We start from the raw sequence: 25,751 nt of genomic DNA, 5'->3' as shown, positions 1-25,751 counted from the left end.
TCCATCTACCTGAGTGTAAAAAATCCCAACTACCCCATAGGATGTGTAGATACACGTGTCCTATATTCGTAGTTAGGATTCTTTGGCTCCTAGTAGAGACCCTCAAACCGTATTCTTGAGGATATACGAAGTGAATAGTTGATGTGGTTAATTGGTTGACCTTAGCTAGAATAAGCGAAGAATGGCGGCATGTCAATGCATTTGGTTAGAAAAATCGGGTTATAGGCGAACTTTATATGAAAAATAATAATAAATGTTCGCTTTTCAAGAAGGTCAAAGCTATTGGTGAAATTAATTCTTGGACCCGTGTATGATCTCGACCTGCAAGGATTGCCGGCCGAACACTAAGGCTTCGCTTATCTCTTCCATATAGATATCCAGGCGCTTACCCTTAATAGCCCCGCCTCGGTCCGTGCAGGTATAGGTATGCTTAAGCTTAGGCAGGTACACCTTCGTGCCGAATGGCATCGACTTCGGGCAGGCAAGCGTTCGTCCCTCTCTCACCCGCTCACCGCTAGCGGTTATCCCATGGCTGGGCGTATAGCCGTCCCCGAGGGAATAGGCAGTTACTACGAATGTATGCTGCTTCGGTGCAGCTGGCTTACTCGCTAGTTGTACAGGCTTAAGGTTAGCCGAATTATTCCTTCTCAGGACAATCGGGGCCTGCTTCGAATCTGTCATCGCGGCAGCGGCCACATGGGGCAGTGCCGCCTTATAAGGAGGAGTAGCTGGCTCGTTCGGATGCATGAATAGGTAGAAGAACATAAGTATGATCTCTGTAATAGGAATCGTCCCTTTCGATTACGGATAACGACCCTCGTGCAGAATCAACGGGGTCCACACGCCGCAAGCGTATCTAGAACTATTACACCTATTCCAATGAAGTTAAACTTCCTAGCCGTGAGAGACGGATAAGGTGAGGCCGATATACTGGGGCAGAATCGCAACCTTAGTCATCTATCTGCGTCTACATAGCATAGGAAAAAATATCCTTATTAGGAGGAATCAGATGAAGCTGATAAAGCTGCTTATGGTCATGATCATCGCGGTCGGCGGAGGCGGGGCTCACGTTGTGTCCGCGGAAACAGCTGTTGGGGGTGACGCCGCCAACAAGGAGAGTATCATTGCGAACAAGGATGAGGCGATTGCCCGTGTGAAGGAGCTTGGCTTCCTGCTGGATGGATCGAAGGTGACGAAGGTGGAGGCCATCGGGGTCGGATGGAAGGTGTCGTTCGCTTCTGCGGAGAAGAATACTGCACAAGAGCTGATATATCAAGGACAAGTTAATGTAAAAAAGGACGATGGTGCTCTAGCTTGGTTCTACGTGGACAAGAAGTGGGACAAGCGGCAGGCTCAACAGGTGTTCGACATTAAGAATGAGAAGGTCAGCAAGGCAGAGGCAACAACTATCGTAGAAGAGTTCATGGACGAGCAGCTTTGGCTTACTTCCTTGGAGCGGACAATCGATTCCAATCCGGAGACTGAGTATGAAACCCGATTTGAAGACCAATCCCTACATAAAATTAAGATTAGTAAAACTTTGAATGGGATTCGTTATGATTTTTATCAGCCTCTTTTTACCGGATATGTGGACCGAGTAACAGGGAAGCTAGAAGGCTATTACGCCTCATGGTCTGAAGTTAAGGCTCCGAGTCAAGTGAAACCCGTCCCGTTAGAGCAAGTCAGGAATTATGTATTCGATCAGGTGAAGCCAGAGCTGTTCTACTCGGCTGTTATGGAGCAGAACTTAACTCCACCACTTGTGTGGTCGTTAGAATCTCTTAGAGATCGTAGTATTGATGCCATTACCGGGACATGGATTGGCGAGTATAAGCCTAAGCCGGAGCGCAGAGAACCTCTAGGAAAGCCTATCGGTAAGCTCGTGCTTAAAAATACTTCCCTTACCCAAGAGCAATACTTGCTCGTTACCAAACCTGCCATTGACGAGAAGACGGCTCGCAATAATGCGCTCCACTACCTCCAGCAGAAGCTGCCTGGTTACGATACACAATTGTCGATGGAATCATCCTATTTGGTATTTAATAAGGGCAATTATTCTAATTACTATAATTTCCGATATGTCCGAATAGCGGATGGAATTCTCATATCCTATGAATATGTCGACATGATGGTTGATGCGGTGACAGGGAAGCTTTTAAGTTTCTCACCTTACTTGAATAAACGAACTATCCCTGTGTCTGCCAAGCCAGCTATCTCTCAAGAGAGAGCCAAGCGCTTGCTTCTCTCTATGTATGATATTGATCTTCGATACGAAGATGGGGGGAAGGATGGGATAAGGCTGGTCTATAGAATTGCAATTAAACCTGATACCCCGCTATTTTACACCGGCCAGCCTCCTTACCTCGATGCCTACCAAGTGAAGTGGTGGAACTACCTAGCCGAACCTGTAACCAAGCCCATCCCGCCAGCAAGCGACTGGCTGAACGATATCATCTCCTCGCCGAAGCGGATTATGTATAAGGCCGCGGTGGTGTTGAACGGCAAGCTGCTGAACCTCCAGGATGAGCCTATACTCCAGAATGGCTCTACGCTCATGCCATTCCGCGAGCTGCTGCAGAGCCTTGGCGCGACCTTCACTTGGGATGCCAAGAGCCGCAAGGTAACCGCATCGGCCGATAGCAATAACATCGTGCTTACCATTGGCAGCAAGACCGCGATCATTAATGGGAAGGCCTACCCGCTAAGCGTGCCGGCCCAGTTGACCAATGGCCGCACCTACGTCCCGCTTCGCTTCGCAGCTGAAGCGCTGGGCGGCAAGGTAGGCTGGAATGCCCCGTCCCGACTTGTCCTTATTGACACGGTAACGGACGGCACCACTCCGCCAGCCCTGCCAGAGGCTGAGCTTAAGAAGCATCGCCTCCAGGCTCAGCTGAACTGGGAAGTGAAGCATTGGCAGTGACATTCATACGAAGAGAAGGAGAGCCCGCTATACAGGAGGCTCTCCTTCTTTTTTTATCATAATGCTTGATACACAACAACTAGAGCCGCAGCAATCAACGTAATAATGATAGCCGGTACCGACTTGCCAATAGGGTCCTTCACTCTGAAGTGAAGAAGGACAGCTACGAGCATCGTAACCCCAATCCAGATGGCTGCCCATACAGCCACTATCGCATTCCAGTATCCAACGACGAGTCCGACTGCGCCAGCTAATTGAACGATTCCAGTCACCACTCGGAACCATTGCGGCAGCTTCATCTCCTCGAACATGTCAACGAAGCTCTTCGCACCCGCCAGCTTGCTGCCGCCGCCGAAGCCCATGGAGACGAGCAGGAAGCTCTGCAAAATTGTGAATAGAATAATCATATGGATCCCCTCTCCTGATTACAATTAAGCCAGTACCTTACCCAGCTCGCTGCTCCACTTGGTCCAGCCGTACTTCGCTCCATTAAGGGCTGGAGCATTCGAGATACCGGTCTGTTCCAGATGAAGGTTGACCTTACCGCCCTCTACCTCCTGCAGCGTCCAAGTAATCGTATGCTTCTCCGACCCGCTGCACCACGTATAAGACAAGCGGTTCGGCTCATCCACGACCAGCACTTCTCCTTCTATGACACCATCCCAATACTCCGACGGCTCCGTACGGAACTGGAACTGGTGACCTACAACCGGCTCGAAGTTATTGTCCATCGCCTTGTCCGTCTGGATGTTGACCACCCACTTCGCCAGCTTCTTGGAATCCGTAATCGCGGACCACAGCTTCTCCACCGTTGTGTTGTACTGGAAATCTAGATCTAAGGTTAAGCTCATTCTTCTTCCTCCTCTAATAGTTGCTGCAAGTGCAGCATATTGGCCGTCCAGAACTTGCGGTAAAAAGCGACCCAGCCCTCCACTTCTACAAGCGGTGATGCATTCAGACGATAACGCGTCTCGCGGCCGACCTTGCGATCGAGTACGAGCCCCGCTTCCTTGAGGATGGTCAGATGCTTGGATACCGCTGTGCGGCCCATAGCAAATTGTGATGTTAATTCATGAAGCGGAATCTCATCTGCCTCAGCAATCAGACGCATCAACTGGCGCCTGGTCGGATCTGCAATGGCGGCAAACACATCCCGATCTTGGTTGTTATCACTCATGCGTCATAGCAACCCCTCTAACTTATTAATGTTCTGTCATAGATTCTCATGATGTGCGGAAGGGACAGCCGTTAACTTAATCATCCCCTATAGCCTTCTGCTCTGCGGGCGCAGCGCCCACGAGGTGATCGCTAATGCAGCATAGGCAAGAGGAAGAATAATGGAAAATGCGTCGTCTCCTGCAAGCACATGTGATAGAGCGGCACCTGTCATTAAGAAGAAGAACCCTGCGTAGGCCCATTCCTTAAGCCGTGGAACACCTGGAATGACGATGGCGATAACTCCGAGCAGCTTCCATATTCCGAGAATCGCTAGGATGTATTCAGGGTAGCCTAGATTCTCTACCAATACAACATTTCCTTCGAGCGGCACCAGCTGACCAATTCCGCTCATAGTGAGGGCGGCTGCGAAAAACCCAGTAACCGTCCAGTAGGCAATCGTTCTCCCTCTTGACCCTGTTCTAACTTTTTCTACGGCATTCTCCGAATTCAGTATCGTTGACGTTGTCATTTGTATTCCTCCCATCTATTGGACACCATTTGGTGACACTTTTATAATACGACACCATTAGGTGTCCTGTCAACAGCTTTTAATAAATTTATTCAGCACAACGCTGAGACGATTCCTCGATCTGGTCTTATCCCCAGTATTGATGCGGCTATCGCACTCCGTTGCTTCACTATTCCCTTCGCTCAGAAACTTGTTACTGACGGAAGGGGATAGTGTCCAAAAGAAGAAAAGGCGCGCCCGAGCCTAATGGCAATTGACAAAAAAGCTCCAGTACGTGAGTACTGAAGCTTAGTCTGATGTCCTTGCGCGTCTCATACCGCCTGCCCATATTGCTGGACGAAGGTCCATACGAGCTTCTGAAGGTACTTGTGGGGGTGGGGTAACTGGAATAAGACATCCCAAGATACTACAACTTTTTGTGAAAACCTGCGTTTAAAGTAATAAGATAGGAGATGATTTGAGTATGAGGAAAAGCAAACGATGGATTTTATGCACGCTGGCCTTTTCGTTTTTTGCAAGCTTGCTGGTACCTACAGGACAAATTCAAGCCAAAGATGAAAGTGTAAAGGTATCACTGCCCGCTTTCAAGGTGAGTCTGAATGGTCATACGGTTGACAATCGCTACCGGCAATATCCGCTGCTGGTGTATCGTGATATTACCTATATTCCAATGACCTGGAACGATACCAGGCTTCTTGGATTAGAAACGGATTGGTCGCCGACAGCTGGTCTAAGTATTAAGCAGAGCAAGGTAACTTCTTTCTATGAGCCTAACAAGGCCGGGGGCCGCAATGCGACATCTTACTCTGCCCAGATCTCCACAACAGCCGTCACAGTCAATGGCAAGGTCATTAATAACGCTAAGGAGCAATATCCGTTATTGAGCTTTCGGAACGTTAGATATTTCCCGCTGACCTGGCGGTACGCCCATGACGAATTCGGATGGGATTATAAGTGGAATGCTGCCAGTGGACTTAGCATCACCTCCCATAACCCGCAGGTGGACAAGGTTGACTTACCTACGTTTGCGCTAGAGAACGATGTCGTCCTTTTCAAGGGGTATTACTATTACGTAGAGACTACATACCTAACAAACCATGTATACCGTGCTCCTGTGAAGCAGCCATCCAACAAGCAAAAAATATATTCCTATGATCACGCAGATAGTCGCAGAGACTCTGATTTGATTGGACCATTTTCCTTTGAAATCCGCGAGAACACGTTATGGTATACCTATCATCTCGGGGGAGGTGTTACGGGGAGCGACTTCTACGTAAAAATCGGGAACGATGGGACAACGAAGTTGATGCACGAAGGACCTTTTCTTGACTTCCGTGACACGCCTTATGGCACACTAATTATCCGTCAAGGAACTTCGGCGTTCGAAGGCGGAAACTTGTCTATATGGCCTCCGGGGCAAGACATGATGAACAGTAAGCGTGTCGGAGATTCCGACGGGAGGTATGGTGTACATGCCAATTATAACGGCGGCGAGTCTTATGCCCCCGATTCCTCCACTACCGTCATCGGAGACGATGTCTATGTGCTGGCTTCAGTCGGTCAGAAGGACATAAATAAAATTCTAAAAATCAACCTCAAAACAAATAAAAGCTACAAAATCCTCGATACAAGCGTAAGCTGGTTTTGGATAATGGATAACAAGCTCTACTATGTTAAAGACGAAAACAAATCGTTATATTCTTCTACATTGAACGGGACGAATGAAACCAAGCTGTCAGAGCATGCTGTGTCATGGTTTGGCCATATTGAAAGCAATCTATTCTACACAACCAAGATAGAAGGAAATAAATTCGCGCTATACAAGGTCGATTCGGACGGGGAAGATAAGCTCGTATGGACAACGCCGGTCACCAGCGTACAAGTGGTGAACAACCGGCTTATAGGTCAGCTTGGCGGCAACAACGGAGTCGTTGTGCTAGACGGTTCAGGCAGCCTGTTAGTGAAAGTGGCAGATCCGATCTCGCACATACTTATGTCTGACGATCAAGTGTTACTCCAATCCTCCAAGGATTCAACGGTGAAATTTATTCATTTTTGACGACAAGATTAAGCAAATATTGTTAATGGGAGATCGTAGCTCTGGCAACTGAAGCGCTGATCCCCGTAAGACGGAATCGTCTAAGCTAAAAACGGTGTTAAGATTTCCAGTAAAAAAATCTGAATAGCAGTAGAGGAAACAAAGGAGAGCCCTTAGCGTGGGGCTCTCCTTTGTTTTGCAACGATAATTAAGCCAATACCTTATCAAGCTCGCTGCTCCACTTGGTCCAGCCGTACTTCGCTCCATTAAGGGCTGGAGCATTCGAGATGCCGGTCTGTTCCAGATGAAGGTTGACCTTACCGCCCTCTACCTCCTGCAGCGTCCAAGTAATCGTATGCTTCTCTGACCCGCTGGCCCACGTATACGACAAGCGGTTCGGCTCATCCACGACCAGCACTTCTCCTTCAATGACACCATCCCAATACTCCGACGGCTCCGTACGGAACTGGAACTGGTATCCTACAACAGGCTCGAAGTTATTGTCCATCGCCTTGTCCGTCTGGATGTTGACCACCCACTTCGCCAGCTTCTTGGAATCGGTAATCGCGGACCACAGCTTCTCTACCGTTGTGTTGTACTGGAAATCTAGATCTAAGGTTAAGCTCATTCTTCTTCCTCCTCTAATAGTTGCTGCAAGCGCAGCATATTGGCCGTCCAGAACTTGCGGTAAAAAGAGACCCAGTCTTCTACTTCTACAAGCGGTGATGCATTCAGTCGATATCGCGTCTCTCGGCCGACCTTGCGATCAAGCACGAGCCCCGCTTCCTTGAGGATGGTCAGATGCTTGGATACCGCTGTGCGGCCCATCGCGAACTGTGATGTTAATTCATGGAGCGGAATCTCCTGAGCCTCTGCAATCAGACGCATCAGCTTGCGTCTGGTCGGATCTGCAATGGCGGCAAACACATCCCGGTCCTGGTTGTTCTCGCTCATAGCAACCCCTCTAATCGATCTTAGTCAGTAGTGGATCACCCCCCTAGAGCTTGCGGCTGCTCGGCCGCAGCGCCCAAGAGGTGATCGTTAATGCAGCATAGGCAAGCGGAAGGATAATCGCAAATGCGCTGTCCCCTGCAATAATATGGGATAAAGCGGCACCCGTCATTAAGAAGAAGAACCCTGCGTATGCCCATTCCTTGAGCCGAGGAGCACCTGGCATGACGATGGCGATAACCCCCAGCAGCTTCCATATCCCGAGAATCGTCAGGATGTATTCAGGGTAGCCTATATTCGCTACTAACTCAACATTCCCTTCGAGGGGCACCAGCTGGCCAATTCCACTCATGGTGAGGGCAGCTGCGAAATATCCGGTTACTGCCCAGTAGGTAATGACTTTCTTCCTCGACCCTGTTGCTGCTCTCCCTGCGGCTCTCTCCGTACCAATCATTGTACTCATTTTAATTCCTCCTTTTATTTTTCAAGTTGCTTCCATTGGACTAAGGACTATCCTAGTTGACTCGTACTCGCTTTAATAAGACACCGTTTGGTGACATGTTTATAATATGACACCATTAGGTGTCCTGTCAATAGCTTATTTAATAGCCAGTACAAAAAAAGATCTTGAAACGAATCTCCATCTGGTCTAAGTCTAGGAGTGGTGCGGCTTTTGGGCTCCTTTGCTCCACTATCCCCTTCGCTCAGAATGTTGGTACTGAGTGAAGGGGATAGTGTCCAAAAGGAGAAAAAGAGATTCTTCGAGCATAAACAGAGCCTAATGGCGGCAAACAAAAAAGCCCCAGCACGTGAGTACTGAAGCTTAGTCTAGCTTAATCCGCATATCCATCTATTCATTCGCGCCCTTGTGGGGTTCGAAGGCTGCGGCATGTTATTCCCCAGCCTGACTTCCCACGGCTTAAGAACCCACGCCCTTCGAGCTATACGGATCGGCATACTCCGCACCCGAATCCCGAAGCCACACATCCCCATACCTGTCAGGATTGCGTTTGAACTCAGCCAGCACGTAGGAGCAGGATGGAATAATCTTGCGTCCCTTCTCACGCGCCTCGTCCACCACGAAGTCCAGCAGCTGGCGCGCCAGGTTCCGTCCCCGGTAGCGAGGGTCCACGAACGTATGGTCAATAATCCACGTGTCGACGTCCACCATCTGGTACGTAATCTCACCAATTTTACCGCCGATGCCAATCAGCTCATAGCTGTTGCCCTGCTTCTGCGCGATAATCTCTTCCTTCACTTCCGGCTCATTATGCTGAGTATCATGACTCATGTTCATGCACCTCCTGTGAATCTCTTGTATGCCCTCTACTTACCCGAACGGCCAACGCATGACGCAGGCCCCCAACCCGCGCTATCCCTGCCGCCCCTCTCCTACATCCATCCCTAATATCCTAGCACCGCCCTTGCTCATCAGAAAAGAAAAGAGAGCCAGCCCCCGCGCAAAGCGCCAGGACAAGCTCTCTCACTCAGTCTCAACTCATTAAAATCTTCATACCGCCGATGGGTCTGCGCCCGCCAGCTTGCTGTGATCGCCGCCGCCATACTCACGGCGATGCGAGATGACCAAGTACACAAGCGTCATGAGTGCGAACAGGACGGTGAACAGTCCAAGAATGCCCGCGTTATGCCACATGTCGGAGAAGTCTCCGCTGGAGATAACCGCCTTGAACCCGGATACCGAATACGTCATCGGCAGCCAGTAGCCTGCCTTCTGCAGCCAACCTGGAATCAGCTCAGCAGGGAACGTACCCGCGCTGCTCGTCAGCTGGAAGATCAGCAAGACGATGGCCACGAAGCGGCCCGGATGCTGAAGAGCTGTTACCAGGAACTGAATAAGCGCCATGAAGGTAATGCTCGTCAGTATGCTGAAGAGCAGGAAGAGCGGCACACTCTTCACCTCTAGTCCTAATCCGTACAGCAGCACCGCGTCTGCGATCAAGGATTGGATGACACCGACGACCACCATCGTCATTGCCTTGCCGACGAACCAGCTCCAGCCGTTAGCCGGAACACCTGCCGGCTCCTTAAGCGCCAGCACGATGGATAGCATCAATGCCCCTACGAATAGTCCAAGCGAGATGAAGTACGGAGCGAAGCCCGTTCCGTAGTTCGGCACTTCCGTCACCTTGTCCTCCGAGACGGAGACAGGGGAAGCGAACATATCATACAACTGATCGTCGCCCTTAATCCCAGCGGTCTTCCCTGCCGCATCATCCAGCTTGCCTGCAAGCTCGCCCGTGCCGTCGCTTAATTGCAGCAGCCCGTCGGCCACTTGCCGAGCCCCGTTATCAAGCTTGAAGGAGCCTTCGGACAGAGTATTCACGCCGTCGGACAACCCGCCAAGACCCGCACCCAGCTGCTTGCTTCCGCCTGCCAATTGCTCAGCTCCAGCTGCCAGCTTGGAGCTTCCTGCTCCCGCTTCGGCCAGCTTCGCGCCGAACTGCTCCATGCCAGCGGCGACTTGCTCGCCGCCCGCTGCCAGCTTCCCAGCGCCGCCGGCCAGCTGCTCGCCGCCAGCCTGCGCCTCAGCAAGCTTGCCGCTCAGCGTCTCCGCCCCTGCGGCCAAGCTGCCTTGCCCTTGCTGCAGCTGCGCCGCTCCGGCTGCCAGCTTCTCTTGACCCGCCGCGGCACTCTCCGCTCCGGCAGCCAGCTGCTTGCTCGCCGCAACGAGCTTCTTCACATTCTCATCCTCTGCTAGAGCAGGGTCCTTCGCCAGCTGCTCTAATCCTTGCGCCAGCTGAGCCGCCGCTGCTTCCAGCTTGTCCGCGCCAGCTGAAGAAGTCTTCAGCCCATTAACCAGGCTGTCTGCCCCTTGCTCTGCGCTCTTCGCTCCCGCTTCCAGCTTATCCGCACCAGCAGCCAGCTGCTCTAGTCCACCAGACAGCTTAACCGCACCAGCTTGCAGGTCGGAAGCGCCCGTCCCTAGCTGCTTCACACCGAACAGCAGCTGGTTGTGCGCATCCGACAACTGTCCGAGGCCAGAGGACAGCTTCGCTGTGCCCGCGCTAAGCTCGGTGCTGCCCGCGACCAGCTTATCCCCGCCGGATTGCAGCTTCGCTACCCCATCCTGCAGCTTCACCGTGCCTTGCGCCAGCTTAGACAGGTTCTCCTCTAGCAGCTGTGCGCCGTCCTTCGCCTTCGTTGTGCCGTCAGCGATCTTGCCAGCTCCTTCACTGGCCTTCCCCAGCCCATCCGCAAGGGTTGCTACTTGACCGAAAACCGTCTCCGTATAAGCTTCCGTGACGTTCTTCGACACTTCCGTCTTAATCCGGTCGATCGCCGTCTTCCCGATCTGAGCCGCCAGGAAGTTGTAGCCTTCATTCGGCAGGAACGTAATCTCTGCCGGCGTCGGCTCTTCCTTCGTCAGCGTCGTCACCTTCTCCGAGAAGTCTGCGGGAATCTCTATGGCCATATAGTAGTCATTGTGATGCAGGCCTTCCTGCGCTTCCTCCTTCGTCACGAACGCCCACTTGAAGTCCTTCTTCTCCGCGAGCGTCTCGCTGAGTTCCTTCCCGACCTGCAGCGACTTCCCGTCGAAGTCAGCCCCTTCATCCAGATTCACGACCGCCACCGGCAGATCGCTCAGCTTCTCATACGGATCCCAGAATGCCCCAAGGAACATCGCACTGTACAGCACCGGAATGACCAGTACGGCGATGACCGGAATGAGCACCTTCTTGTTGCGCGCAATCGCCGACAGCTCCCTGCCGAACTGACTTAACCCTCTCATCTCTCATATTCCTTCTTTCTACAATAATGATGTTATGACCGGATTCCTCATTCAGTCACTCTATAGTTGAAAAAAAACGCCAACCCAATTGACGTCTTCTCCCTACACTCCAATGCCTTGCTCTAAGTACATCCGGAACAGCCCCGCGATCCGGGCCTTATCCATCGATTGATGCGTCTTGTCCCAGTCCGTCGCCAAGGCGAAGTACAGCTTCAACAGCACGAAGGCCGTCACTTCCGGATCGCAAGGCTTGATCTCGCCCTTGTCGATGGCCCGCTGCACCTTGCGCTGAATGTAGCCAAGCGTAGCACGCTCCAGCTGACGCAGACCTTCCTGGGCCATCGGCGTACCGATGTCTCTAACCTCATGAGACAGCTTCGCCGCAAGCTCATGCGTACTGCGGAAGTCGAGGATCTTGTTCAGCAGCACGTCCAGATTGTCGAAGAAGGGCCTCGCATCGTCGTAATCTTCCTCGACAATATGCTTCATCTTCCCAACCAGACCGCGCATAATCTCATCGAACAGCTCTTCCTTATTCGTGAAGAAGGTGTAGATCGTCCCCTTGCCGACACCGGCAATCTTCGCTACCTGCTCCATCGTCGTTGCCTTGTAGCCGAAGAGTGAGAAGGACTTCTCCGCTGCTTCGATAATGAGCTGCTTCCTGTCTATCGCCATAGGAACACCTCACTTTCTTTATTATAAAATGACCAAATACTAAAAACGGTCACTAAGTCACTTCGCTATATTAGCACACTCAGCTGGCTCTGACAAGTGAAGCTTGATTAATACTCAAACTTGAGTATAATGTCTAATTATAATCAAATTTGAGTATGCTAGTACTCTAAACGTTGGAAAGAGGTGATTAGCCAGATGGATACACAAAACAGCAAAGTGAAGCTCGTTATTGCTGGTCTGCTGCTCGGCTTATTCATGGCGGCGCTGGACCAGACGATTGTATCGACAGCCATGACCAGTATTATTGAGAAGCTGGGCGGATTAGATAAGTTCGTATGGGTATACTCTGCCTATATGATTGCGATGGTAGTAGCTACCCCTATATTCGGGAAGCTGTCCGACATGTACGGTCGCAAGCGATTTTTCCTAACGGGACTGCTCCTGTTCATGCTCGGCTCCATCCTATGCGGCACGGCTCAGAATATGGATCAACTCATTGTATACCGGGCTCTGCAGGGTATCGGCGGCGGCGCGATCATGCCGATCGTATTCACGATTATCTTCGACCTGTTCCCTGCGGAGAAGCGCGGCAAGATGATGGGACTGTTCGGAGCGGTGTTCGGCATATCCTCCGTCTTCGGGCCGCTGCTTGGCGGTCTGATTACCGACCAGATTAGCTGGCGATGGATCTTCTACATTAACGTACCGATCGGCATCCTGGCCGTTATCTTCATAACCGTGGCTTATCGGGAGACGAGGAACAGCCGCAAGCAGAGCATCGACTGGGGAGGGGCTGCTCTGCTCACGACAGCCATCCTGTGCCTCATGTTCGGCCTTGAGCTTGGCGGTTCGGACGGCTGGGCATGGGATTCCGCGAAGACGATCTCCTTGTTCATCGGCTCTGCAATCACTCTCGGCCTCTTCCTGCTAGTGGAGACGAAGGTGAAGAATCCCATTATTCAGCTGAGCTTGTTCAAGCAGCGGGTCGTGACGAGCAATATGATGATTGCCATGCTGTACGGCGGTGTGATGATCGCTGCTGCCACTTATATTCCGATCTATATCCAAGGGGTATTCCACAAGACTGCTACGGAGACGAGCTCCGTGCTGACGCCTATGATGCTCGGCGTGGTGCTTAGCAGTCAGGTTGGCGGGAGAATCGTCAGCAAGTTCCGCTTCCGCGACATCATGCTCGTCTCGGCCGTGACGCTGCTCATCGGCTCCGCCCTACTCGGCTTCGTCATGGATACGTCCACCAGCCGTATGATAATTGCCGTCTTCATGGTTATCGTCGGCCTCGGCATGGGCGTGTCCTTCTCTCTGCTTAATATATCCACACTCAGCGAAGTTCCTCCCCAGTACAAGGGGACAGCTTCGTCACTAATTACCTTTTTCCGGACAATCGGCTCGGCGCTTGGCGTCACCGTATTCGGCGCCCTGCAGAAGCACGGCTTCCAGGCGGGCGTCAAGGAGATCCCCGGCATTCGTCCTGAGATGGCCGAGGAGATTAAGGGCGGGCAGGCGCTGCTCGATCCAGCCGTACAAGCGAAGCTGGGACTGACGCCTGACCTCATTAGTCAGCTGCTGGGTAAGCTGGCGGACTCGATTATAGTGATTTTCCAATGGGCGACGTTGCTTCCAATCTTGGCGATAATCTTCGTGTTCCTGATGGGCAGAGCGCGGCTGGCTGAAGCGAAGGCGCCCACCCCTCCCGCATCTGGCAAGCCCGTCTACGGGGAGGGCAAGGGCTGATGTCGATGAAGCTGATGGTGCTGGGCCTCCTGATGGAATGCGACCGGCACCCTTATGAGATTCGGCAGATGATCAAGGAGCGGAATTGGAACGAGAGCTTCAAGCTGCGGGATGGCTCCCTCTACTATGCGGTGGACCAGCTCCGCGAGGAGGGTCTTATTGAGGCGGCAGAGGTTATTCCGGCGGCAGGAGACAATCGTCCTGACAAGACCATCTATCGCATCACGGAGAGCGGCAGAGCCTCGTTCCACGATCTGCTGCACCGCCAGCTCAGTCAGAGCTCCTACCCGCAGCAGCCCCTCTTCCAAGCGCTTCCGTTCGTTCGATACGGGGAGGGAAGCAAGATTGCCGATCTCATCAGGGAGCAGCTCACCATATGTGAAGGGAGGGTGGAGCGGTTGAAGCAGGTGTACGAGCTCAAGAAGCCTTATCTCCCGCGCGGTCCGCTCCTAATGATTGACGGCTTCATCCGCTATGGAGAGACGGAGAAGCGGTGGCTCATGGACTTGCTCGCCGAGGCGGAAGCCGGAACGCTCTTCGAAGGGGCCAAGTGGACGATGGAGCAGATCGAGGAGTATCTGGCGGAGCATAAGCGGCGAGAATAGAGGCAGGCAGGACCGATGAGCGCGGGGTATAAAAAGAAGAAGCATTGTGCTACAATACGAGAATTGCACAGGTACCAACTTAGAGAGGATGTAACCATCGCCATGCTCATTATTGGAATTGCAGGCGGCACTGGCTCAGGCAAGTCCACCGTCGCCCGCTCCGTCATTGATCGTCTTGTTCCCGGGAAGGTGACCTTCATCTCCCAGGACAATTATTATAAGGACCACCCGACCGTCAGCTTCGCAGAACGCGAGGCGATGAACTACGATCACCCGCTCGCCTTCGACAACGATCTGCTGATTGAGCACTTGAAGGAGCTGCGAGCTGGCCGCACCGCCTATGCTCCGGTCTACGACTTCACCGTCCATGCCCGCTCCAAGGAGGAGCGCGTCGAGCTTATCCCTAACAACATCGTTATTGTCGAAGGACTGCATGTGCTCTACGAAGAGCAGGTACGAGAGCTGCTCGACATTAAGGTGTTCGTCGATACCGACCCGGACGTCCGCATTCTCCGACGCGTGCTGCGGGACATTGAGGAGCGCGGCCGGACGATCCAGTCTATCCACGACCAATACTTGAAGACCGTCAAGCCAATGCATGATGCGTTCATCGAACCGTCGAAGAAGTACGCCGACCTCATCATCCCCGAAGGTGGCCACAACGAAGTTGGCATCCAGCTGCTCTCCATCCTGACCGAGAAGTATCTGCTAAGCGGGAAGGCTTGATTGCAGGGTTTGCAAAAAAAAAACTCACCATCCGTTTTTTGGGTGGTGAGTTTTTTTTGGCTTCTAGCCCAGCGCAAGCTCTTCCGCGTTGTACAGTGCCAAGATAGAGCGAAGCTCCTCTCTGGCCTGTTCGGAGAGCGGCCCTGCCGGCTTCCGTGCCAGACCTGAGGAGATGCCGAGCAGGTTAAGCGCTTCCTTGAATGGAGCCGGGATCGTACCCAGACCCGCTGCTCGGCGAATAGGCAGCAGGCGAGCTTGGGACTGCTTAGCTCCCTCTAGGTCACCGTTCCTCCACCTCTCATAGATGGAGACCGCCAGTCTAGGTGCGATATTAGCCGTACCAGCTACTGCCCCTGTCCCTCCGGCCAGCAGCGTCCATAGAATAAGCGAATCCGTTCCGGCAAGGACCGAGAAGTCTCCCCCATCAGTTCGGTCAATGAGCTGAAGGATATTGTCGAAGCTGCCGCTGGAATCCTTGACTCCGACAATATTCGGCACCGAAGCCAGCTTCTCTACCGTAGAGCCTTCCAAGGTTACCCCTGTACGAGCCGGTATATGGTAGAGCATAATCGGCAATGAGGTTGCTGAAGCTATTGCCTTGTAGTGAACCGTGAGTTCCAGTTGGCTCACTGGAGTGAAGTATGGAGTAATGACCGATAACGCGTCTGCTCCAGCAGCTTCCATGCCTTCAGCGAGCTGAACGGACTCTCTCGTAGTAATGGCGCCAGCCCCCGCATAGACAGGCACCCTGCCTGCCGCCTCTTCGACGATAACGGTTACAATTCGCAGCTTCTCTTCCATGGTCAAGGAGAAGAATTCCCCGTTCGTTCCGAGGCAGAACAGGCCGTGAACGCCTGCCTGAATGAACCGATTCACAGACTGCCGCAGCGCGTCCTCATCTACTTGATCCTGTGCATTGAATGGCGTTAGCATAGCGGGAATGATTCCATGCGGTCTAAGAAGTACTGCCATATCTTCACTGACCTCCTTGAATTCAAATACTCCGTCGCCTTCTAGTATGTTGTATACAACAACTCTATAGGAGGAACTACTATCTGTCAACGAGTAATTCCCACTTGTAGTGAATGTGACTACCGTCACCTAATCATTAGGCGCCAGTAGTCACCAACACGACATCCCCCACCTGATAATAGTCCGCTCCTACAGCGAGACCTTCCTTATTCAGATGAAGGAGCTTCACCATTAGTGCAGGCGTCACTTCCGCCACCCTGCCTCTGGCGCTGCTATCATCAGCTAGGTACAGAATAACCTCTTGATTGCTCAAGGCAGCAGCACGAAGAGCCTTGATCACCTCTGCCATATTCAATAGCCTATCCCTCCTCATACAAGTCTCGTCTACGATTAACCTATAAGTTCAATTGACCTTATTATATATGTAATTGTACATATCTGCTTGCTATATTTGGAGTGGGTGATGAACGTGAGCTTCGATTATGGCGTGATTGGCAATCGCATTAAGACGGCAAGAGAGAACAAGGGACTAACCCAAGAGAAGCTCGCGGAAGAGCTGGATGTCTCGAATGCCTATATTAGCAAGATTGAACGCGGGAAGACTCCCATCAGCTTGGATAGACTGTCTGATCTGTGCCAAGTGCTTGAGGAATCGACAGAGTATATATTGAACGGAGCCGACAGCTCCTCCGATGACTATCTCAGGAATGAGATCATGCTCATGCTGGAAGGCTGCTCTGCTGAGAAGGTTAGATTAATCTCACAGGTCATTAAGCCGATTGTTGACTATGGCAGCGGCAAGTAGAAGGAACCTCAGGACGGACTGATGTCTGATGAGGTTCCTTCTATTTTTTGTGCGAGGAAATGGTCCTATGCTGTAGGCAAGCGCGGTGACAAGCACCTACCCCCTCACGTATGCATGGAAGAGGGAGGGTTGCACGGTGGGGAGCTCGAGTATATCAATTAAGAGCAAGTGGATGAAGACCAAGTGGCTGCTTAAGAGCGCCAAGCTGAGGAAGTATGTTCCGGAGACTGCTCCATATTCCTATGACCAATTACGAGCTATGACAGAGAGGTATCCTTCCGTCTTCTTCAAGCCGACAGGCGGAACGGGCGGGAGCCACATCGTACGTATTCAGAAGCGATCAGAAGGATATCGGTACCAGAAGGATGCGAAGAAGCAGGTGTACCCCAGCATAGATGCCCTGCACGACAAGCTGAAGAGCTTGTCCAGCAGCCGGCCCTATCTGCTCCAGAGGGGAATTCAGCTCGAGAAGATCGGCAAGCGGAAGTTCGATATTCGGGTGATGGTGCAGAAGGGGAGCGACGGGAAGTGGGTGAGTACGGGGATTTTTATGAAAATTGGAAGGTCTAGACGTGTCGCCACGAATTATCACCAAGGCGGTAAAATCGGCATGTTCCGCACCACGATGAGAGGTGCTGGCTATAGTGAAGCCTCGACTCTGAGCTTGGAGAAGGAGCTTAAGCAGCTTGGGTTATCCGTAGGCAAGCACTTCGACAGACAGCTCGGGGGATTCCGTGAGCTCGGGCTTGACGTTGCTCTCGACCAGAAGGGACGGCTATGGATCCTAGAAGTGAATACACGCCCTAACTTCTATCCGCTGAAGGACTTGAAGGACAAGAGCATGTATAGGAGAATTGCCAAGTATGCAAGGAAGTATGGCCGTAAGGGGTAGAACAGGAAGGGGTGTCCCGGAAGCCACAGGCTCCAGGGCACCCTCTATTCATTCCGGCGTTCACCGGAATTACATCCTCGCTGGCTGCTCCTTATCAAGCCGTACATACCTTCCGTTATGCACCCAGTAGATCGCTTCGGATACGGGCTGCGGCATGACTCTGTAGGTTCGGCGGACAATCTCATCGAACTTGGAATGCTTAGCCATTCTAACGGCAGCCTCTGCCGTCTCGATAGCCTCTGCTGAGCGCAGCACCATCGTCTGCTTGCGGTTCGTGAAGGCAATGAGGAAGCTCTCCGACATATGTTCCTTAAGCCATGATTGATTCAGGAACTGACAGGACAGCGGGAATCTCTCGTTCACATAGGCCTGAATCGTGCAGGAAGGAAGGGCTGGGCTTGGAATCTGCATGCTAGGCTTCGTCCAGCCTTGACCCCGCAGGTTGCTGTAGGCTAATCGCTTCATTCGCTCTTCAGTAAGCCTAGGGTTCAAGGCAAGCATACTGTTATTCACAATCTTGTTATTCACACTCTTAATCTCGAGGAAGATGACAGACAGCCCGGGGACAGGCTCCTCTGTAACGAACTCCATGTCCTTGCCGGCTTCCGTTACGTACTCCGTCTCCCTAATGTCCGGGAAGAGGTAGGCGGAATCAATTCGCATCACTTCCTCATGATTGCTTGTGTACATGACGGTACTAATGATTCCGTTCAAGTAGTTGATGGCTAGATTAAGATCACCAGCATGGCAATATGTCTGGTACGTGCTATGAAGACTGACGACCATCCCATCTCCTGGAGCAGGACCAGCATGAGCGCCATTCGTACCTCCGCTTACAGCAATAACCTCCAGCAGCAGCGGCTCACCCTCCCCATCCTTCTGCTTCACCTGCATACCGAGCCCATCCTCCAGGTGCTTCATCATCATGTGGGCGAATTGTTCCGGTGTCTCATAGAGCAAGGCTTGTCTCATCTTCGTAACTCCTCCTTAGGATAGCAGTAGACGCAAAAACCCCTGACAAACGGCGTACCTAAGTACGCTGCTCATCAGGGGTGTGCTTCACCACCATTAATTACCAATATCATACTATGATAAAAATATTAGGTCAACTACTTAAGCCCCATTCGCTCATATAAAAAGTCAACGATATGAACAGCCTGCACCTTATCGCTATCCGAGTGCTTGTCAATCCCTAGCTTCATCTGCAGCAGGCAGCCGGGATTACTCGTCACAATGACATGCGCCTTCGTCGCGTTCGCGTGCTGCATCTTGCGGTCTAGAAGCTCCCCCGCCATCTCCGGCTGCGTAATATTATAGATTCCTGCTGAGCCGCAGCAGGAGCCGGCATCAGCCATCTCTACGTAATCCACCTGCGGCAAGGAAGCAAGCAGCTTCCGTGGAGCGCTGCCGCCCTTCATCACATTGCGAAGGTGGCAGGAATCTTGGTACGTGACACGGACAGGCTGCAGCTTATCCAGCTGATCATGCTTCGGCTCCGAATTCGGCGCAGCAGTCGGTGCAGTAGCCCGCTGCTCCGTTGCTGCTGCAGCACCCCCGCTCAGCGCCTTGTCTCCCAGGCTCAGCAGGCTGCTCTGATCAAGTCTCTCCACTAGCACACTGCTGATATCCTTCACCCGGGAGGCGAACCATGCCGATTGTTCCTGCCACTGCGGATCGTCATGGAGCAGATGGTCATATTCCACCAGGATGGCTCCACAGCCTCCGGCATTAGAGATAATGTAGTCCACACCAGCTTCCTGGAATACACGAATATTGTTCTTCGCCAACTCCTTCGCCTGAGCCATCTCCCCGCTGTGGGCATGCAGCGCCCCGCAGCAATTCTGTGCTTCAGGTATGATCACATCGAAGCCAGCCGCAGACAGCAGCTTAACCGTCTTCTCATTCGTCTCTGTGAACATGACGTCCATTAAGCAGCCTCGGAACATGCCTACCGTTCCGATCTTCTCACCCTTGGCGGGTATACGTGTACCGAGCCTTTCGGCTACCCCTTGGCCGGATGTGGATGGCAAGATCTGTTCCATCTCGGAGAGATGAGGGGGCAGCAGCTTCAGCGCTCCCGTCTTGCGAACAACCGACTGCAGTCCGGACTGCTCGTAGAGCCTCAGCCCCTTGCCCAGCAGCTTCATCCGATTCTGATGCGGGAATAGTCCCTTGAACACGACCTTGCGGACGGCCTTCACCCAGCTTCGATGCTGGGTCGTATGCTCTTCAATGGCCTCCCGAGCTTGCTCGATGAGCTGCCCGTACTTCACATCGGCAGGACAGGCCGGTTCACAAGCCCGGCAGCCCAGGCAATGGCTCATCTGGTCCTCGAACCTCTCATCCGGCTCCATCAGCCCGTCGACCGCTGCCTTCATGAGTGCGATCCGTCCACGAGGAGATTCAGCCTCTACTCCTCTGACCTTGAACGTCGGGCAGGCCGGCAGGCAGAAGCCGCAGCGCATGCAGTTCGTCAGTTGGTCATAGTCGAGCTTGATCTGAAGCGTCTGTCTTAATCCTTCTGCAGTTGCCTTAGCCACGATGGAGCACCACCCTGCGTCTGGATTGTTTTGCGAATATTTTGCCAGGATTGAGGAGGTGGTTGGGGTCGAAGGCATCCTTCAGATTCCGCATGATTGCAATCCCTGTAGGGCCAATCTTCCACTCGAGATATGGAGCCTTGACCAGTCCCACGCCATGCTCGCCCGTAATCGTCCCCCCCAGAGCAATAGCCGCTTCGAAAATCTCCGCAAAAGCCTCCTCGACCCGATGTATCTCCTCGCTGTCCCTGGCGTCGGTCGTTGCGGTCGGATGAAGATTGCCGTCTCCGGCATGACCGAATGTGCAGATCTGCACGTCGTACTTCTGTGCGATGCGGTTAATCTCCAGCACCATGTCGGCAATCTTGGAGCGAGGCACCGTCGCATCCTCCAGAATGGTTGTCGGTCGCAGTCTAGCGAGTGCCGTGAATGCGCTCCTCCTGGCGGTCAGTAGCTTCAGTGCTTCCTCTGGGGTGGAAGCGATACTGATCTGGTCCGCCTGTTCCGCACGGCATATCGCCTCGATGCTCTGCATATCACGCTCCACCGTCTCATGCTCACCGTCCTGCTCGATGAGCAGAATAGCGGCCATGTCCAGCGGCAGTCCCAGCTTCGCATAGTCATCCACGACTCTAATCGTCGGATTGTCCATAATCTCAAGCGTCGCTGGAATAATCCGATTCTCAATAATCTGAGAGACGGTCCTGGATGCGCCGTACATGTCCTTGAACATGGCCAGCATCGTCTTCTTATACCTAGGAGGCGGTACCAGCTTCAAGGTCGCTTCGGTAATGATGGCGAGGGTGCCTTCGGATCCGACGAGCAGCTTGGTCAGATCATAGCCTGCCACATCCTTCATTAGCTTGCCGCCCGTACGCAGAATCTCACCAGACGCAAGCACACACTCCAGCCCGAGCACATAATCCTTAGTCGTTCCGTACTTCAAGCCGCGCAGACCGCCGGAGCATTCTGCAATATTGCCGCCTATGGTCGAGATGGACATGCTGCTCGGATCGGGAGGGTAGAACAATCCGAGCGCTTCAATGTGCTCAATGAATTGCTTCGTAATGAGGCCCGGCTGAACGGTAGCGGTCAGATTCTGCACATCCACTTCGAGGATGGCGTTCATGCGATGCATGACCATGACGATTCCGCCTTGTACCGGTACTGTGCCCCCGCATAGATTCGTTCCGGAACCGCGGCTGACGAGCGGAATGCGATGCTGATGCAGGATGCGCATGACTGCGGCAACCTCTGCTGTATTGCCAGGGTAGATCACTCCGTCCGGGAGTGACTGCAGCATCGGCGTACCGTCATAGGAATGTGTGACGAGCGTCTCTTGATCGTCTTTATAGTAGGAAGCGCCTACGGCCTCTTGCAGCTGCTGCTTCACCTGGAGACTTAGCATGGTAGTAAACCCTCCGTTTAATAGTAAGGATGTAATTCTTATAGTAAGGATGTTTTTCATATAGCAAGAATGTAATTCGTATAGTAAGAACGTAATTCATCTTGTAAGGATCAGACTCATCATGTCATCTGATGACTTTTATTATAGCTTAGCTTATGATTAGATGGAAGTATACTTTTTTGCGATACGGAGGTTGCCATTCGATGGCTTTTCAACAGATTAAGACTCCTAAGGGTTCTGAGATCGTCCTGCAGCAGATCAAGCAGCAGATTGCTGCGGGTGTGTATGCTCCCGGCACGAAGCTGCCTACGGTCGTTGACTTGGCCGCAAGCTTCGCTGTAGGGAGGTCCACGGTGCGGGAAGCGCTGAGCGCGCTGAAGGCGATGGGCTGGGTCACCATTCGACATGGGGGCGGGACATTCGTCAGTACGGTGCTGCCTCCTGCAGCCGAGGATACGGGCGACCTCTTCCAGTCGGCGAAGCTGCTGCAGGAGGTGCTTGAGGTCCGCAAGTTCATAGAGGCGGGCTGCGCCGCACTCGCTGCGGCGCGCAGGACGGAAGAGGATCTGGCTGAGCTGAAGCATACGTTGCAGAGGATGGACGAGGCACTAGGAGACGAGACGGCCAGTGAGGAAGCGGATCTGCAATTCCACCTGGCTATCGCCAGAGCTGCTCACAACACGCTGTTCCTATCCATGATGGAGTCGCTGACCGACCGTCTGAAGGAGAGTATGCGAGAGTCTCGGCAGCTATGGTTCTTCGCCGAGCGGGCATCAGCGGAGCAGCTGCTCCTGGAGCACCAAGAGATCCTCGCGGCTATTGCAGCGCAGGACGCAGAGCTCGCGGTAGCGCGGATGATGAACCATCTGATGAAGGTCGAGCAAGTCATCGGGGGATTGAACGCGCCTGCTGGCGGTTAGGTGCTGCCGCGCCGCTAGCGGCCGATCTTGGTGCATTTTGCACCTTATCCGGCACTCGGGACCTCGCTGACGCTCAACGTGGTGCATTTTTGCACCTTATCCGGTACTCGGGACCTCGCTGACGCTCAACGTGGTGCATTTTTGCACCTTATTCGGCACTCGGGACCTCGCCGGCGCTCATCGTGGTGCATTTTTGCACCTTATCCGGCACGCGGGACCTCGCCGGCGCTCAACGTGGTGCATTTTTGCACCTTATCCGGCACTCGGGACCTCGCTGACGCTCAACGTGGTGCATTTTTGCACCTTATCCGGTACTCGGGACCTCGCTGACGCTCAACGTGGTGCATTTTTGCACCTTATTCGGCACTCGGGACCTCGCCGGCAGCCAACCTGCCTACAAGTCTCCTTCTCTGCCCTATCCGCTCACTCGCATCCAGGCAATCTGTGCCGCTCCCATGGAGGCTGCATGGTCTGGTGCTTGAACACAGCTCATGCGAGGATAGCTCTGCCCCAGTCTCTGCTCGAAGGCGCTGCGAATGTCCTTGTTCCTTAGCAGCACACTTCCAGCAAGGACAAGCTTGCCTTCCTGCATGGACAGCTGCTCAGCCACGGGTTCCACCAGCTCCAGCAAGGCGGAAGCACTCTGATTAACAATCGTCCAGGCTGCTTCGTCACCTGCTGCACAAGCAGCTGTCAACAGCGGGGCTAGTGATGCGATGTCCCTCTTGCTCCTCGACTTGTCATGAACATATCCGATGAGCTCGCGCACTGAGGAAAGCCCAAGACTTCCGTAGAGAAGCTCAGTGATAGCGGTTTTAGGAGCACGCCCGTCATTCGCCTTGACGACAGCTCGGATAAGCTCGCGTCCAATGCTGTATCCGCTCCCCTCATCATCAATGAGGTGACCGCAGCCCCCTGCGCGATGGGTAAGACCCGATTCGCTCCGGCCATAACAGATCGAGCCCGTCCCCGCAATTAATAGTAGGCCGACTGGGCTGCCTAACGTACCGTACAAGGCGGTCTCATGATCTCCTGTAATGTATAATGGCCCTCCATAGCCGCTGGCACGAATGATGGCTGTTAATCGTTCTGCTACCACCGGATTACTCACACCAGCAGCACCGACACAGATCGAAGCACATTGGTGCAAGCCGCCGCAGGCATCGCTGATTCGTCCAAGCATCTGCTCCAGACTGACGCGAATACTCTCTTCATCCTGACCGTTATAGTTAATGCCGCCCGAGGTGAATACATCTGCCACCTCACCGCCTGCACCGATAACCGTCACCGCGGTCTTCGTGCCGCCGCCATCAAGTCCTGCTGCATATCTCATGCCACACAACGCTCCTTCCTAACTCCACAGCACCAGCACGACTGTGCGGAGACTACCTAATTCCTTACTCTACACAATCCTACACCCAATGCCTTCCCAGCACCACAGTACCGTTGAAAATATTGCTACTCGCCGCACTTATTAGCGACATGGTACGCCCGGCAGATTAACAAGCAGACCACTACGTAGCAGCACCAGCCCAACCAGCCACACCCGTCAAGCTAAGCTTGCCTGTCGGCTGAGCCTTACCGCTGAGTATCGTAATCAGCGACTGGATCGACTGCGATGAGTACTCGAATGCAGCCAGCCCGCAAGCGACACCGTCCAGCTCTTCCAGGTCATAGGGCTTGCCAAGCGCGACCGCTGTCACATGATGTCCCGCCGCAACAAGCCCCCGTACCAGCGCCAGCTGTCCCTCGTTCTCACGCGCATTGTACAGCCCAACGATAATATGCCTATAACCAGCGGCGGCTTCCTGCAGCTTCAGCCCCACTTCGGCTTGGTCCGGATTAATGCTAACTATCGCATATTCCGCTCCGAAGGCATCCGCCATAGCGGCCGGGAATGACAAGCTCCCCTTCACCTGACTGGACGCGAGGTCTGCCCGATAGGAGTAGCTTCCCATGAACAGCGTATCCCCGCTCCCCCGCAGCACAGGCGTCAGCTCACCTCGAACGAGGCATATTCCTTCCCTGCTCATCGCCGCAGCCGCAGCGCGATGGGCCTCACTGCCTACCGTCATCAGTGATCCGTAACCGTTGGCACCGTACTTGCTTTTATAAGAGAGTACCCTCTCCACCGCTTCATCCAGTACCGACTCGGCGAGCTCCCCGGAGGCAATGGCCTGCTCAATAAGCTCCACCGTCTGGGCGACCAGCTCAGGGGTGTGACTGACGAACACGAGGTTCACTCCCGCCTGAATCGCGCCTAACGCGCCTCTTGCCGTACCGTAGTACTTCTTAATCGCATCCATCTCCAGACAATCCGACACAATGAGTCCCGTATAGCCAAGCTGCCCGCGCAGCACTTCGGTCATAATCGTCCTGGACATCGTAGCCGGCACCCTCTCCTCCTCAATGAGCGGGAAGAGGATATGAGAGCTCATGATACTCTCCGCTCCGCTCTCGATAGCGGCCACGAACGGCTTCAACTCCAGCTCCAGCAGCTGCTCCAGCGTCTTCTCGATGACAGGAAGGCCGAGATGAGAGTCAACCGACGTATCCCCATGTCCTGGAAAATGCTTCACACAACCCAGCACGCCCCCATCCGTCAGCCCCTTCAGCATCTGAAGCCCATACAGCTGTACCGCCTCAGCGGTATCGCCATACGAACGAACATTAATGACGGGATTGTGCTTGTTGTTATTAATATCGAGCACTGGGGCTAGATTGAAGTTAATGCCGAGCGCTCTGAGCTCTTCCGCCGTTATCAATCCGGCCGTATAAGCATACTCAGGCTTGCCCGTTGCTGCTATAGCCATAGCTCCCGGAATATGCGTCGCATCCTCCGGCAGTCTCGTTACACGGCCGCCTTCTTGATCAATCGAGATGAAGGCAGGATGGCCGGTCTGTGCCGTAATCATCTGCTGAAGATCCTCACATAAGCCGCGCAGCTGATGCTTATTCTCTACATTGTGAGAGAACAGAATGATATTCCCGATCTTGTACTCCTCAATCAACCGCTTCAGATCTTCGGTGAGATGAGGCGCGGAGAATCCAGTCACAATTAGCTGGCCGATCTTCTCTCTTAAGGATAGAGACTTCAAGGTACACACTC

The 25,751-nt window shown here is 53.2% G+C and carries 26 protein-coding genes and 1 riboswitch; of the genes, 8 read left to right on the top strand and 18 right to left on the bottom strand.

From position 1 onward, the window contains the following. Nucleotides 1–49: 49 nt before the first annotated feature. A riboswitch (purine riboswitch) is annotated at nt 50–149 on the bottom strand. A 142-nt stretch (nt 150–291) separates the two neighbouring features. After that, nucleotides 292–765, bottom strand: coding sequence for a 3D domain-containing protein (locus ACFO9Q_RS03205; protein WP_379178609.1), 474 nt, complete (start codon nt 763–765; stop codon nt 292–294). Nucleotides 766–1,009: 244 nt separating this feature from the next. Between ACFO9Q_RS03205 and ACFO9Q_RS03200 the strand changes: the two genes are divergently transcribed. Continuing rightward, nucleotides 1,010–2,920 carry a copper amine oxidase N-terminal domain-containing protein gene (locus ACFO9Q_RS03200; protein WP_379178607.1) on the top strand — a complete coding sequence of 637 codons (1,911 nt, stop codon included), beginning with the start codon at nt 1,010–1,012 and terminating at the stop codon, nt 2,918–2,920. Between the two features lie 56 nt (nt 2,921–2,976). On the opposite strand, the gene ACFO9Q_RS03195 is transcribed toward ACFO9Q_RS03200, so the two are convergent. The 4 genes from ACFO9Q_RS03195 to ACFO9Q_RS03180 all read right to left on the bottom strand — a co-directional run bounded on the left by ACFO9Q_RS03195 (nt 2,977) and on the right by ACFO9Q_RS03180 (nt 4,607). Next, complete coding sequence (locus ACFO9Q_RS03195) at nt 2,977–3,327, bottom strand: DoxX family protein (RefSeq protein ID WP_379178605.1); 351 nt, start codon at nt 3,325–3,327, stop codon at nt 2,977–2,979. A gap of 24 nt (nt 3,328–3,351) precedes the next feature. Further along, nucleotides 3,352–3,771 carry an SRPBCC family protein gene (locus ACFO9Q_RS03190; protein WP_379178603.1) on the bottom strand — a complete coding sequence of 140 codons (420 nt, stop codon included), beginning with the start codon at nt 3,769–3,771 and terminating at the stop codon, nt 3,352–3,354. Beyond that, nucleotides 3,768–4,097 (bottom strand): ArsR/SmtB family transcription factor, encoded by a 330-nt coding sequence (locus ACFO9Q_RS03185; protein ID WP_379178601.1) that lies wholly within the window; start codon nt 4,095–4,097, stop codon nt 3,768–3,770. Before ACFO9Q_RS03185 ends, ACFO9Q_RS03190 begins: the two co-directional genes overlap by 4 nt. An 87-nt stretch (nt 4,098–4,184) precedes the next feature. Further along, nucleotides 4,185–4,607 carry a DoxX family protein gene (locus ACFO9Q_RS03180; RefSeq protein WP_379178598.1) on the bottom strand — a complete coding sequence of 141 codons (423 nt, stop codon included), beginning with the start codon at nt 4,605–4,607 and terminating at the stop codon, nt 4,185–4,187. A gap of 463 nt (nt 4,608–5,070) precedes the next feature. Here ACFO9Q_RS03180 and ACFO9Q_RS03175 point away from each other — a divergent pair, with 463 nt between their 5' ends. Next, entirely contained in the window at nt 5,071–6,666 is a 1,596-nt protein-coding gene (locus ACFO9Q_RS03175) for a DUF5050 domain-containing protein (protein ID WP_379178596.1), read from the top strand. A 187-nt stretch (nt 6,667–6,853) separates the two neighbouring features. Here the strand turns inward: ACFO9Q_RS03175 and ACFO9Q_RS03170 are convergent, their stop codons facing one another. The 6 genes from ACFO9Q_RS03170 to ACFO9Q_RS03145 all read right to left on the bottom strand — a co-directional run bounded on the left by ACFO9Q_RS03170 (nt 6,854) and on the right by ACFO9Q_RS03145 (nt 12,022). Next, entirely contained in the window at nt 6,854–7,273 is a 420-nt protein-coding gene (locus ACFO9Q_RS03170; protein ID WP_379178594.1) for an SRPBCC family protein, read from the bottom strand. After that, the gene (locus ACFO9Q_RS03165) at nt 7,270–7,599 is read right to left on the bottom strand and encodes an ArsR/SmtB family transcription factor (RefSeq protein ID WP_379178592.1); all 330 of its coding nucleotides are present in this window, start codon (nt 7,597–7,599) and stop codon (nt 7,270–7,272) included. Before ACFO9Q_RS03165 ends, ACFO9Q_RS03170 begins: the two co-directional genes overlap by 4 nt. Before the next feature lie 43 nt (nt 7,600–7,642). Next, nucleotides 7,643–8,059 (bottom strand): DoxX family protein, encoded by a 417-nt coding sequence (locus tag ACFO9Q_RS03160; RefSeq protein WP_379178590.1) that lies wholly within the window; start codon nt 8,057–8,059, stop codon nt 7,643–7,645. Between the two features lie 456 nt (nt 8,060–8,515). Further along, nucleotides 8,516–8,887: a GNAT family N-acetyltransferase gene (locus ACFO9Q_RS03155; RefSeq protein ID WP_379178588.1), complete on the bottom strand. Its 372-nt coding sequence runs from the start codon at nt 8,885–8,887 to the stop codon at nt 8,516–8,518. Between the two features lie 219 nt (nt 8,888–9,106). Then, nucleotides 9,107–11,347: a YhgE/Pip domain-containing protein gene (locus tag ACFO9Q_RS03150; RefSeq protein ID WP_379178586.1), complete on the bottom strand. Its 2,241-nt coding sequence runs from the start codon at nt 11,345–11,347 to the stop codon at nt 9,107–9,109. A 102-nt stretch (nt 11,348–11,449) separates the two neighbouring features. After that, on the bottom strand, nt 11,450–12,022 hold the full coding sequence (locus ACFO9Q_RS03145) for a TetR/AcrR family transcriptional regulator (protein WP_379178584.1): 573 nt from the start codon (nt 12,020–12,022) through the stop codon (nt 11,450–11,452). Between the two features lie 195 nt (nt 12,023–12,217). Between ACFO9Q_RS03145 and ACFO9Q_RS03140 the strand changes: the two genes are divergently transcribed. From ACFO9Q_RS03140 to udk, 3 genes are all read left to right on the top strand, one after another. Further along, nucleotides 12,218–13,774: an MDR family MFS transporter gene (locus ACFO9Q_RS03140; RefSeq protein ID WP_379178582.1), complete on the top strand. Its 1,557-nt coding sequence runs from the start codon at nt 12,218–12,220 to the stop codon at nt 13,772–13,774. Continuing rightward, nucleotides 13,774–14,379 carry a PadR family transcriptional regulator gene (locus tag ACFO9Q_RS03135; protein ID WP_379178580.1) on the top strand — a complete coding sequence of 202 codons (606 nt, stop codon included), beginning with the start codon at nt 13,774–13,776 and terminating at the stop codon, nt 14,377–14,379. Before ACFO9Q_RS03140 ends, ACFO9Q_RS03135 begins: the two co-directional genes overlap by 1 nt. Nucleotides 14,380–14,481: 102 nt before the next feature. Beyond that, complete coding sequence (gene udk, locus ACFO9Q_RS03130) at nt 14,482–15,105, top strand: uridine kinase (protein WP_379178578.1); 624 nt, start codon at nt 14,482–14,484, stop codon at nt 15,103–15,105. A 63-nt stretch (nt 15,106–15,168) separates the two neighbouring features. On the opposite strand, the gene dapA is transcribed toward udk, so the two are convergent. Together dapA and ACFO9Q_RS03120 are read right to left on the bottom strand one after the other, a co-directional pair. Then, nucleotides 15,169–16,077 (bottom strand): 4-hydroxy-tetrahydrodipicolinate synthase, encoded by a 909-nt coding sequence (gene dapA / locus ACFO9Q_RS03125; protein WP_379178576.1) that lies wholly within the window; start codon nt 16,075–16,077, stop codon nt 15,169–15,171. 136 nt (nt 16,078–16,213) lie between these two features. Beyond that, nucleotides 16,214–16,432 (bottom strand): hypothetical protein, encoded by a 219-nt coding sequence (locus tag ACFO9Q_RS03120; RefSeq protein WP_379178574.1) that lies wholly within the window; start codon nt 16,430–16,432, stop codon nt 16,214–16,216. 114 nt (nt 16,433–16,546) lie between these two features. On the opposite strand from ACFO9Q_RS03120, the gene ACFO9Q_RS03115 reads away from it, so the two are divergent. Further along, on the top strand, nt 16,547–16,882 hold the full coding sequence (locus tag ACFO9Q_RS03115) for a helix-turn-helix domain-containing protein (protein ID WP_379178572.1): 336 nt from the start codon (nt 16,547–16,549) through the stop codon (nt 16,880–16,882). Nucleotides 16,883–17,018: 136 nt separating this feature from the next. Further along, nucleotides 17,019–17,774 (top strand): YheC/YheD family protein, encoded by a 756-nt coding sequence (locus tag ACFO9Q_RS03110; protein WP_379178570.1) that lies wholly within the window; start codon nt 17,019–17,021, stop codon nt 17,772–17,774. A 69-nt stretch (nt 17,775–17,843) separates the two neighbouring features. Here the strand turns inward: ACFO9Q_RS03110 and ACFO9Q_RS03105 are convergent, their stop codons facing one another. From ACFO9Q_RS03105 to ACFO9Q_RS03095, 3 genes are all read right to left on the bottom strand, one after another. After that, nucleotides 17,844–18,746, bottom strand: coding sequence for a hypothetical protein (locus tag ACFO9Q_RS03105; RefSeq protein ID WP_379178568.1), 903 nt, complete (start codon nt 18,744–18,746; stop codon nt 17,844–17,846). A gap of 137 nt (nt 18,747–18,883) precedes the next feature. Continuing rightward, complete coding sequence (locus tag ACFO9Q_RS03100) at nt 18,884–20,239, bottom strand: (Fe-S)-binding protein (RefSeq protein WP_379179158.1); 1,356 nt, start codon at nt 20,237–20,239, stop codon at nt 18,884–18,886. Nucleotides 20,240–20,306: 67 nt separating this feature from the next. Continuing rightward, nucleotides 20,307–21,722 (bottom strand): FAD-linked oxidase C-terminal domain-containing protein, encoded by a 1,416-nt coding sequence (locus ACFO9Q_RS03095; RefSeq protein WP_379178566.1) that lies wholly within the window; start codon nt 21,720–21,722, stop codon nt 20,307–20,309. Between the two features lie 203 nt (nt 21,723–21,925). Between ACFO9Q_RS03095 and ACFO9Q_RS03090 the strand changes: the two genes are divergently transcribed. Beyond that, nucleotides 21,926–22,642, top strand: coding sequence for a FadR/GntR family transcriptional regulator (locus ACFO9Q_RS03090; RefSeq protein WP_379178564.1), 717 nt, complete (start codon nt 21,926–21,928; stop codon nt 22,640–22,642). A 415-nt stretch (nt 22,643–23,057) separates the two neighbouring features. Here ACFO9Q_RS03090 and ACFO9Q_RS03085 read toward each other — a convergent pair whose 3' ends face one another. Together ACFO9Q_RS03085 and nagZ are read right to left on the bottom strand one after the other, a co-directional pair. Then, entirely contained in the window at nt 23,058–23,975 is a 918-nt protein-coding gene (locus tag ACFO9Q_RS03085; protein WP_379178562.1) for an N-acetylglucosamine kinase, read from the bottom strand. A 181-nt stretch (nt 23,976–24,156) separates the two neighbouring features. Further along, a complete protein-coding gene (gene nagZ, locus ACFO9Q_RS03080) occupies nt 24,157–25,749 on the bottom strand; it encodes a beta-N-acetylhexosaminidase (RefSeq protein ID WP_379179156.1) in 1,593 nt (530 codons plus the stop codon). Nucleotides 25,750–25,751 lie beyond the last annotated feature (2 nt).

This window comes from Paenibacillus sp. GCM10023252, from assembly GCF_042653305.1.
In the GTDB taxonomy this organism is placed as follows: Bacteria; Bacillota; Bacilli; order Paenibacillales; family Paenibacillaceae; genus Pristimantibacillus.
Note: the sequence above shows the minus strand (reverse complement) of the source record. Positions and strands in the feature narration are given on the sequence as shown.

Coding starts and splice junctions, on each gene's coding strand:
- ACFO9Q_RS03140 (WP_379178582.1), top strand. CDS start 12,218: ATGGATACACAAAACAGCAAAGTGAAGCTCGTTATTGCTGGTCTGCTG.
- ACFO9Q_RS03155 (WP_379178588.1), bottom strand. CDS start 8,887: ATGAGTCATGATACTCAGCATAATGAGCCGGAAGTGAAGGAAGAGATT.
- ACFO9Q_RS03145 (WP_379178584.1), bottom strand. CDS start 12,022: ATGGCGATAGACAGGAAGCAGCTCATTATCGAAGCAGCGGAGAAGTCC.
- dapA (WP_379178576.1), bottom strand. CDS start 16,077: ATGGCAGTACTTCTTAGACCGCATGGAATCATTCCCGCTATGCTAACG.
- ACFO9Q_RS03165 (WP_379178592.1), bottom strand. CDS start 7,599: ATGAGCGAGAACAACCAGGACCGGGATGTGTTTGCCGCCATTGCAGAT.
- ACFO9Q_RS03100 (WP_379179158.1), bottom strand. CDS start 20,239: ATGCGCTGCGGCTTCTGCCTGCCGGCCTGCCCGACGTTCAAGGTCAGA.
- ACFO9Q_RS03170 (WP_379178594.1), bottom strand. CDS start 7,273: ATGAGCTTAACCTTAGATCTAGATTTCCAGTACAACACAACGGTAGAG.
- ACFO9Q_RS03195 (WP_379178605.1), bottom strand. CDS start 3,327: ATGATTATTCTATTCACAATTTTGCAGAGCTTCCTGCTCGTCTCCATG.
- ACFO9Q_RS03135 (WP_379178580.1), top strand. CDS start 13,774: ATGTCGATGAAGCTGATGGTGCTGGGCCTCCTGATGGAATGCGACCGG.
- ACFO9Q_RS03085 (WP_379178562.1), bottom strand. CDS start 23,975: ATGAGATATGCAGCAGGACTTGATGGCGGCGGCACGAAGACCGCGGTG.
- ACFO9Q_RS03190 (WP_379178603.1), bottom strand. CDS start 3,771: ATGAGCTTAACCTTAGATCTAGATTTCCAGTACAACACAACGGTGGAG.
- ACFO9Q_RS03185 (WP_379178601.1), bottom strand. CDS start 4,097: ATGAGTGATAACAACCAAGATCGGGATGTGTTTGCCGCCATTGCAGAT.
- ACFO9Q_RS03205 (WP_379178609.1), bottom strand. CDS start 765: ATGTTCTTCTACCTATTCATGCATCCGAACGAGCCAGCTACTCCTCCT.
- ACFO9Q_RS03180 (WP_379178598.1), bottom strand. CDS start 4,607: ATGACAACGTCAACGATACTGAATTCGGAGAATGCCGTAGAAAAAGTT.
- ACFO9Q_RS03160 (WP_379178590.1), bottom strand. CDS start 8,059: ATGAGTACAATGATTGGTACGGAGAGAGCCGCAGGGAGAGCAGCAACA.
- ACFO9Q_RS03150 (WP_379178586.1), bottom strand. CDS start 11,347: ATGAGAGGGTTAAGTCAGTTCGGCAGGGAGCTGTCGGCGATTGCGCGC.
- ACFO9Q_RS03090 (WP_379178564.1), top strand. CDS start 21,926: ATGGCTTTTCAACAGATTAAGACTCCTAAGGGTTCTGAGATCGTCCTG.
- ACFO9Q_RS03095 (WP_379178566.1), bottom strand. CDS start 21,722: ATGCTAAGTCTCCAGGTGAAGCAGCAGCTGCAAGAGGCCGTAGGCGCT.
- ACFO9Q_RS03105 (WP_379178568.1), bottom strand. CDS start 18,746: ATGAGACAAGCCTTGCTCTATGAGACACCGGAACAATTCGCCCACATG.
- udk (WP_379178578.1), top strand. CDS start 14,482: ATGCTCATTATTGGAATTGCAGGCGGCACTGGCTCAGGCAAGTCCACC.
- ACFO9Q_RS03200 (WP_379178607.1), top strand. CDS start 1,010: ATGAAGCTGATAAAGCTGCTTATGGTCATGATCATCGCGGTCGGCGGA.
- ACFO9Q_RS03175 (WP_379178596.1), top strand. CDS start 5,071: ATGAGGAAAAGCAAACGATGGATTTTATGCACGCTGGCCTTTTCGTTT.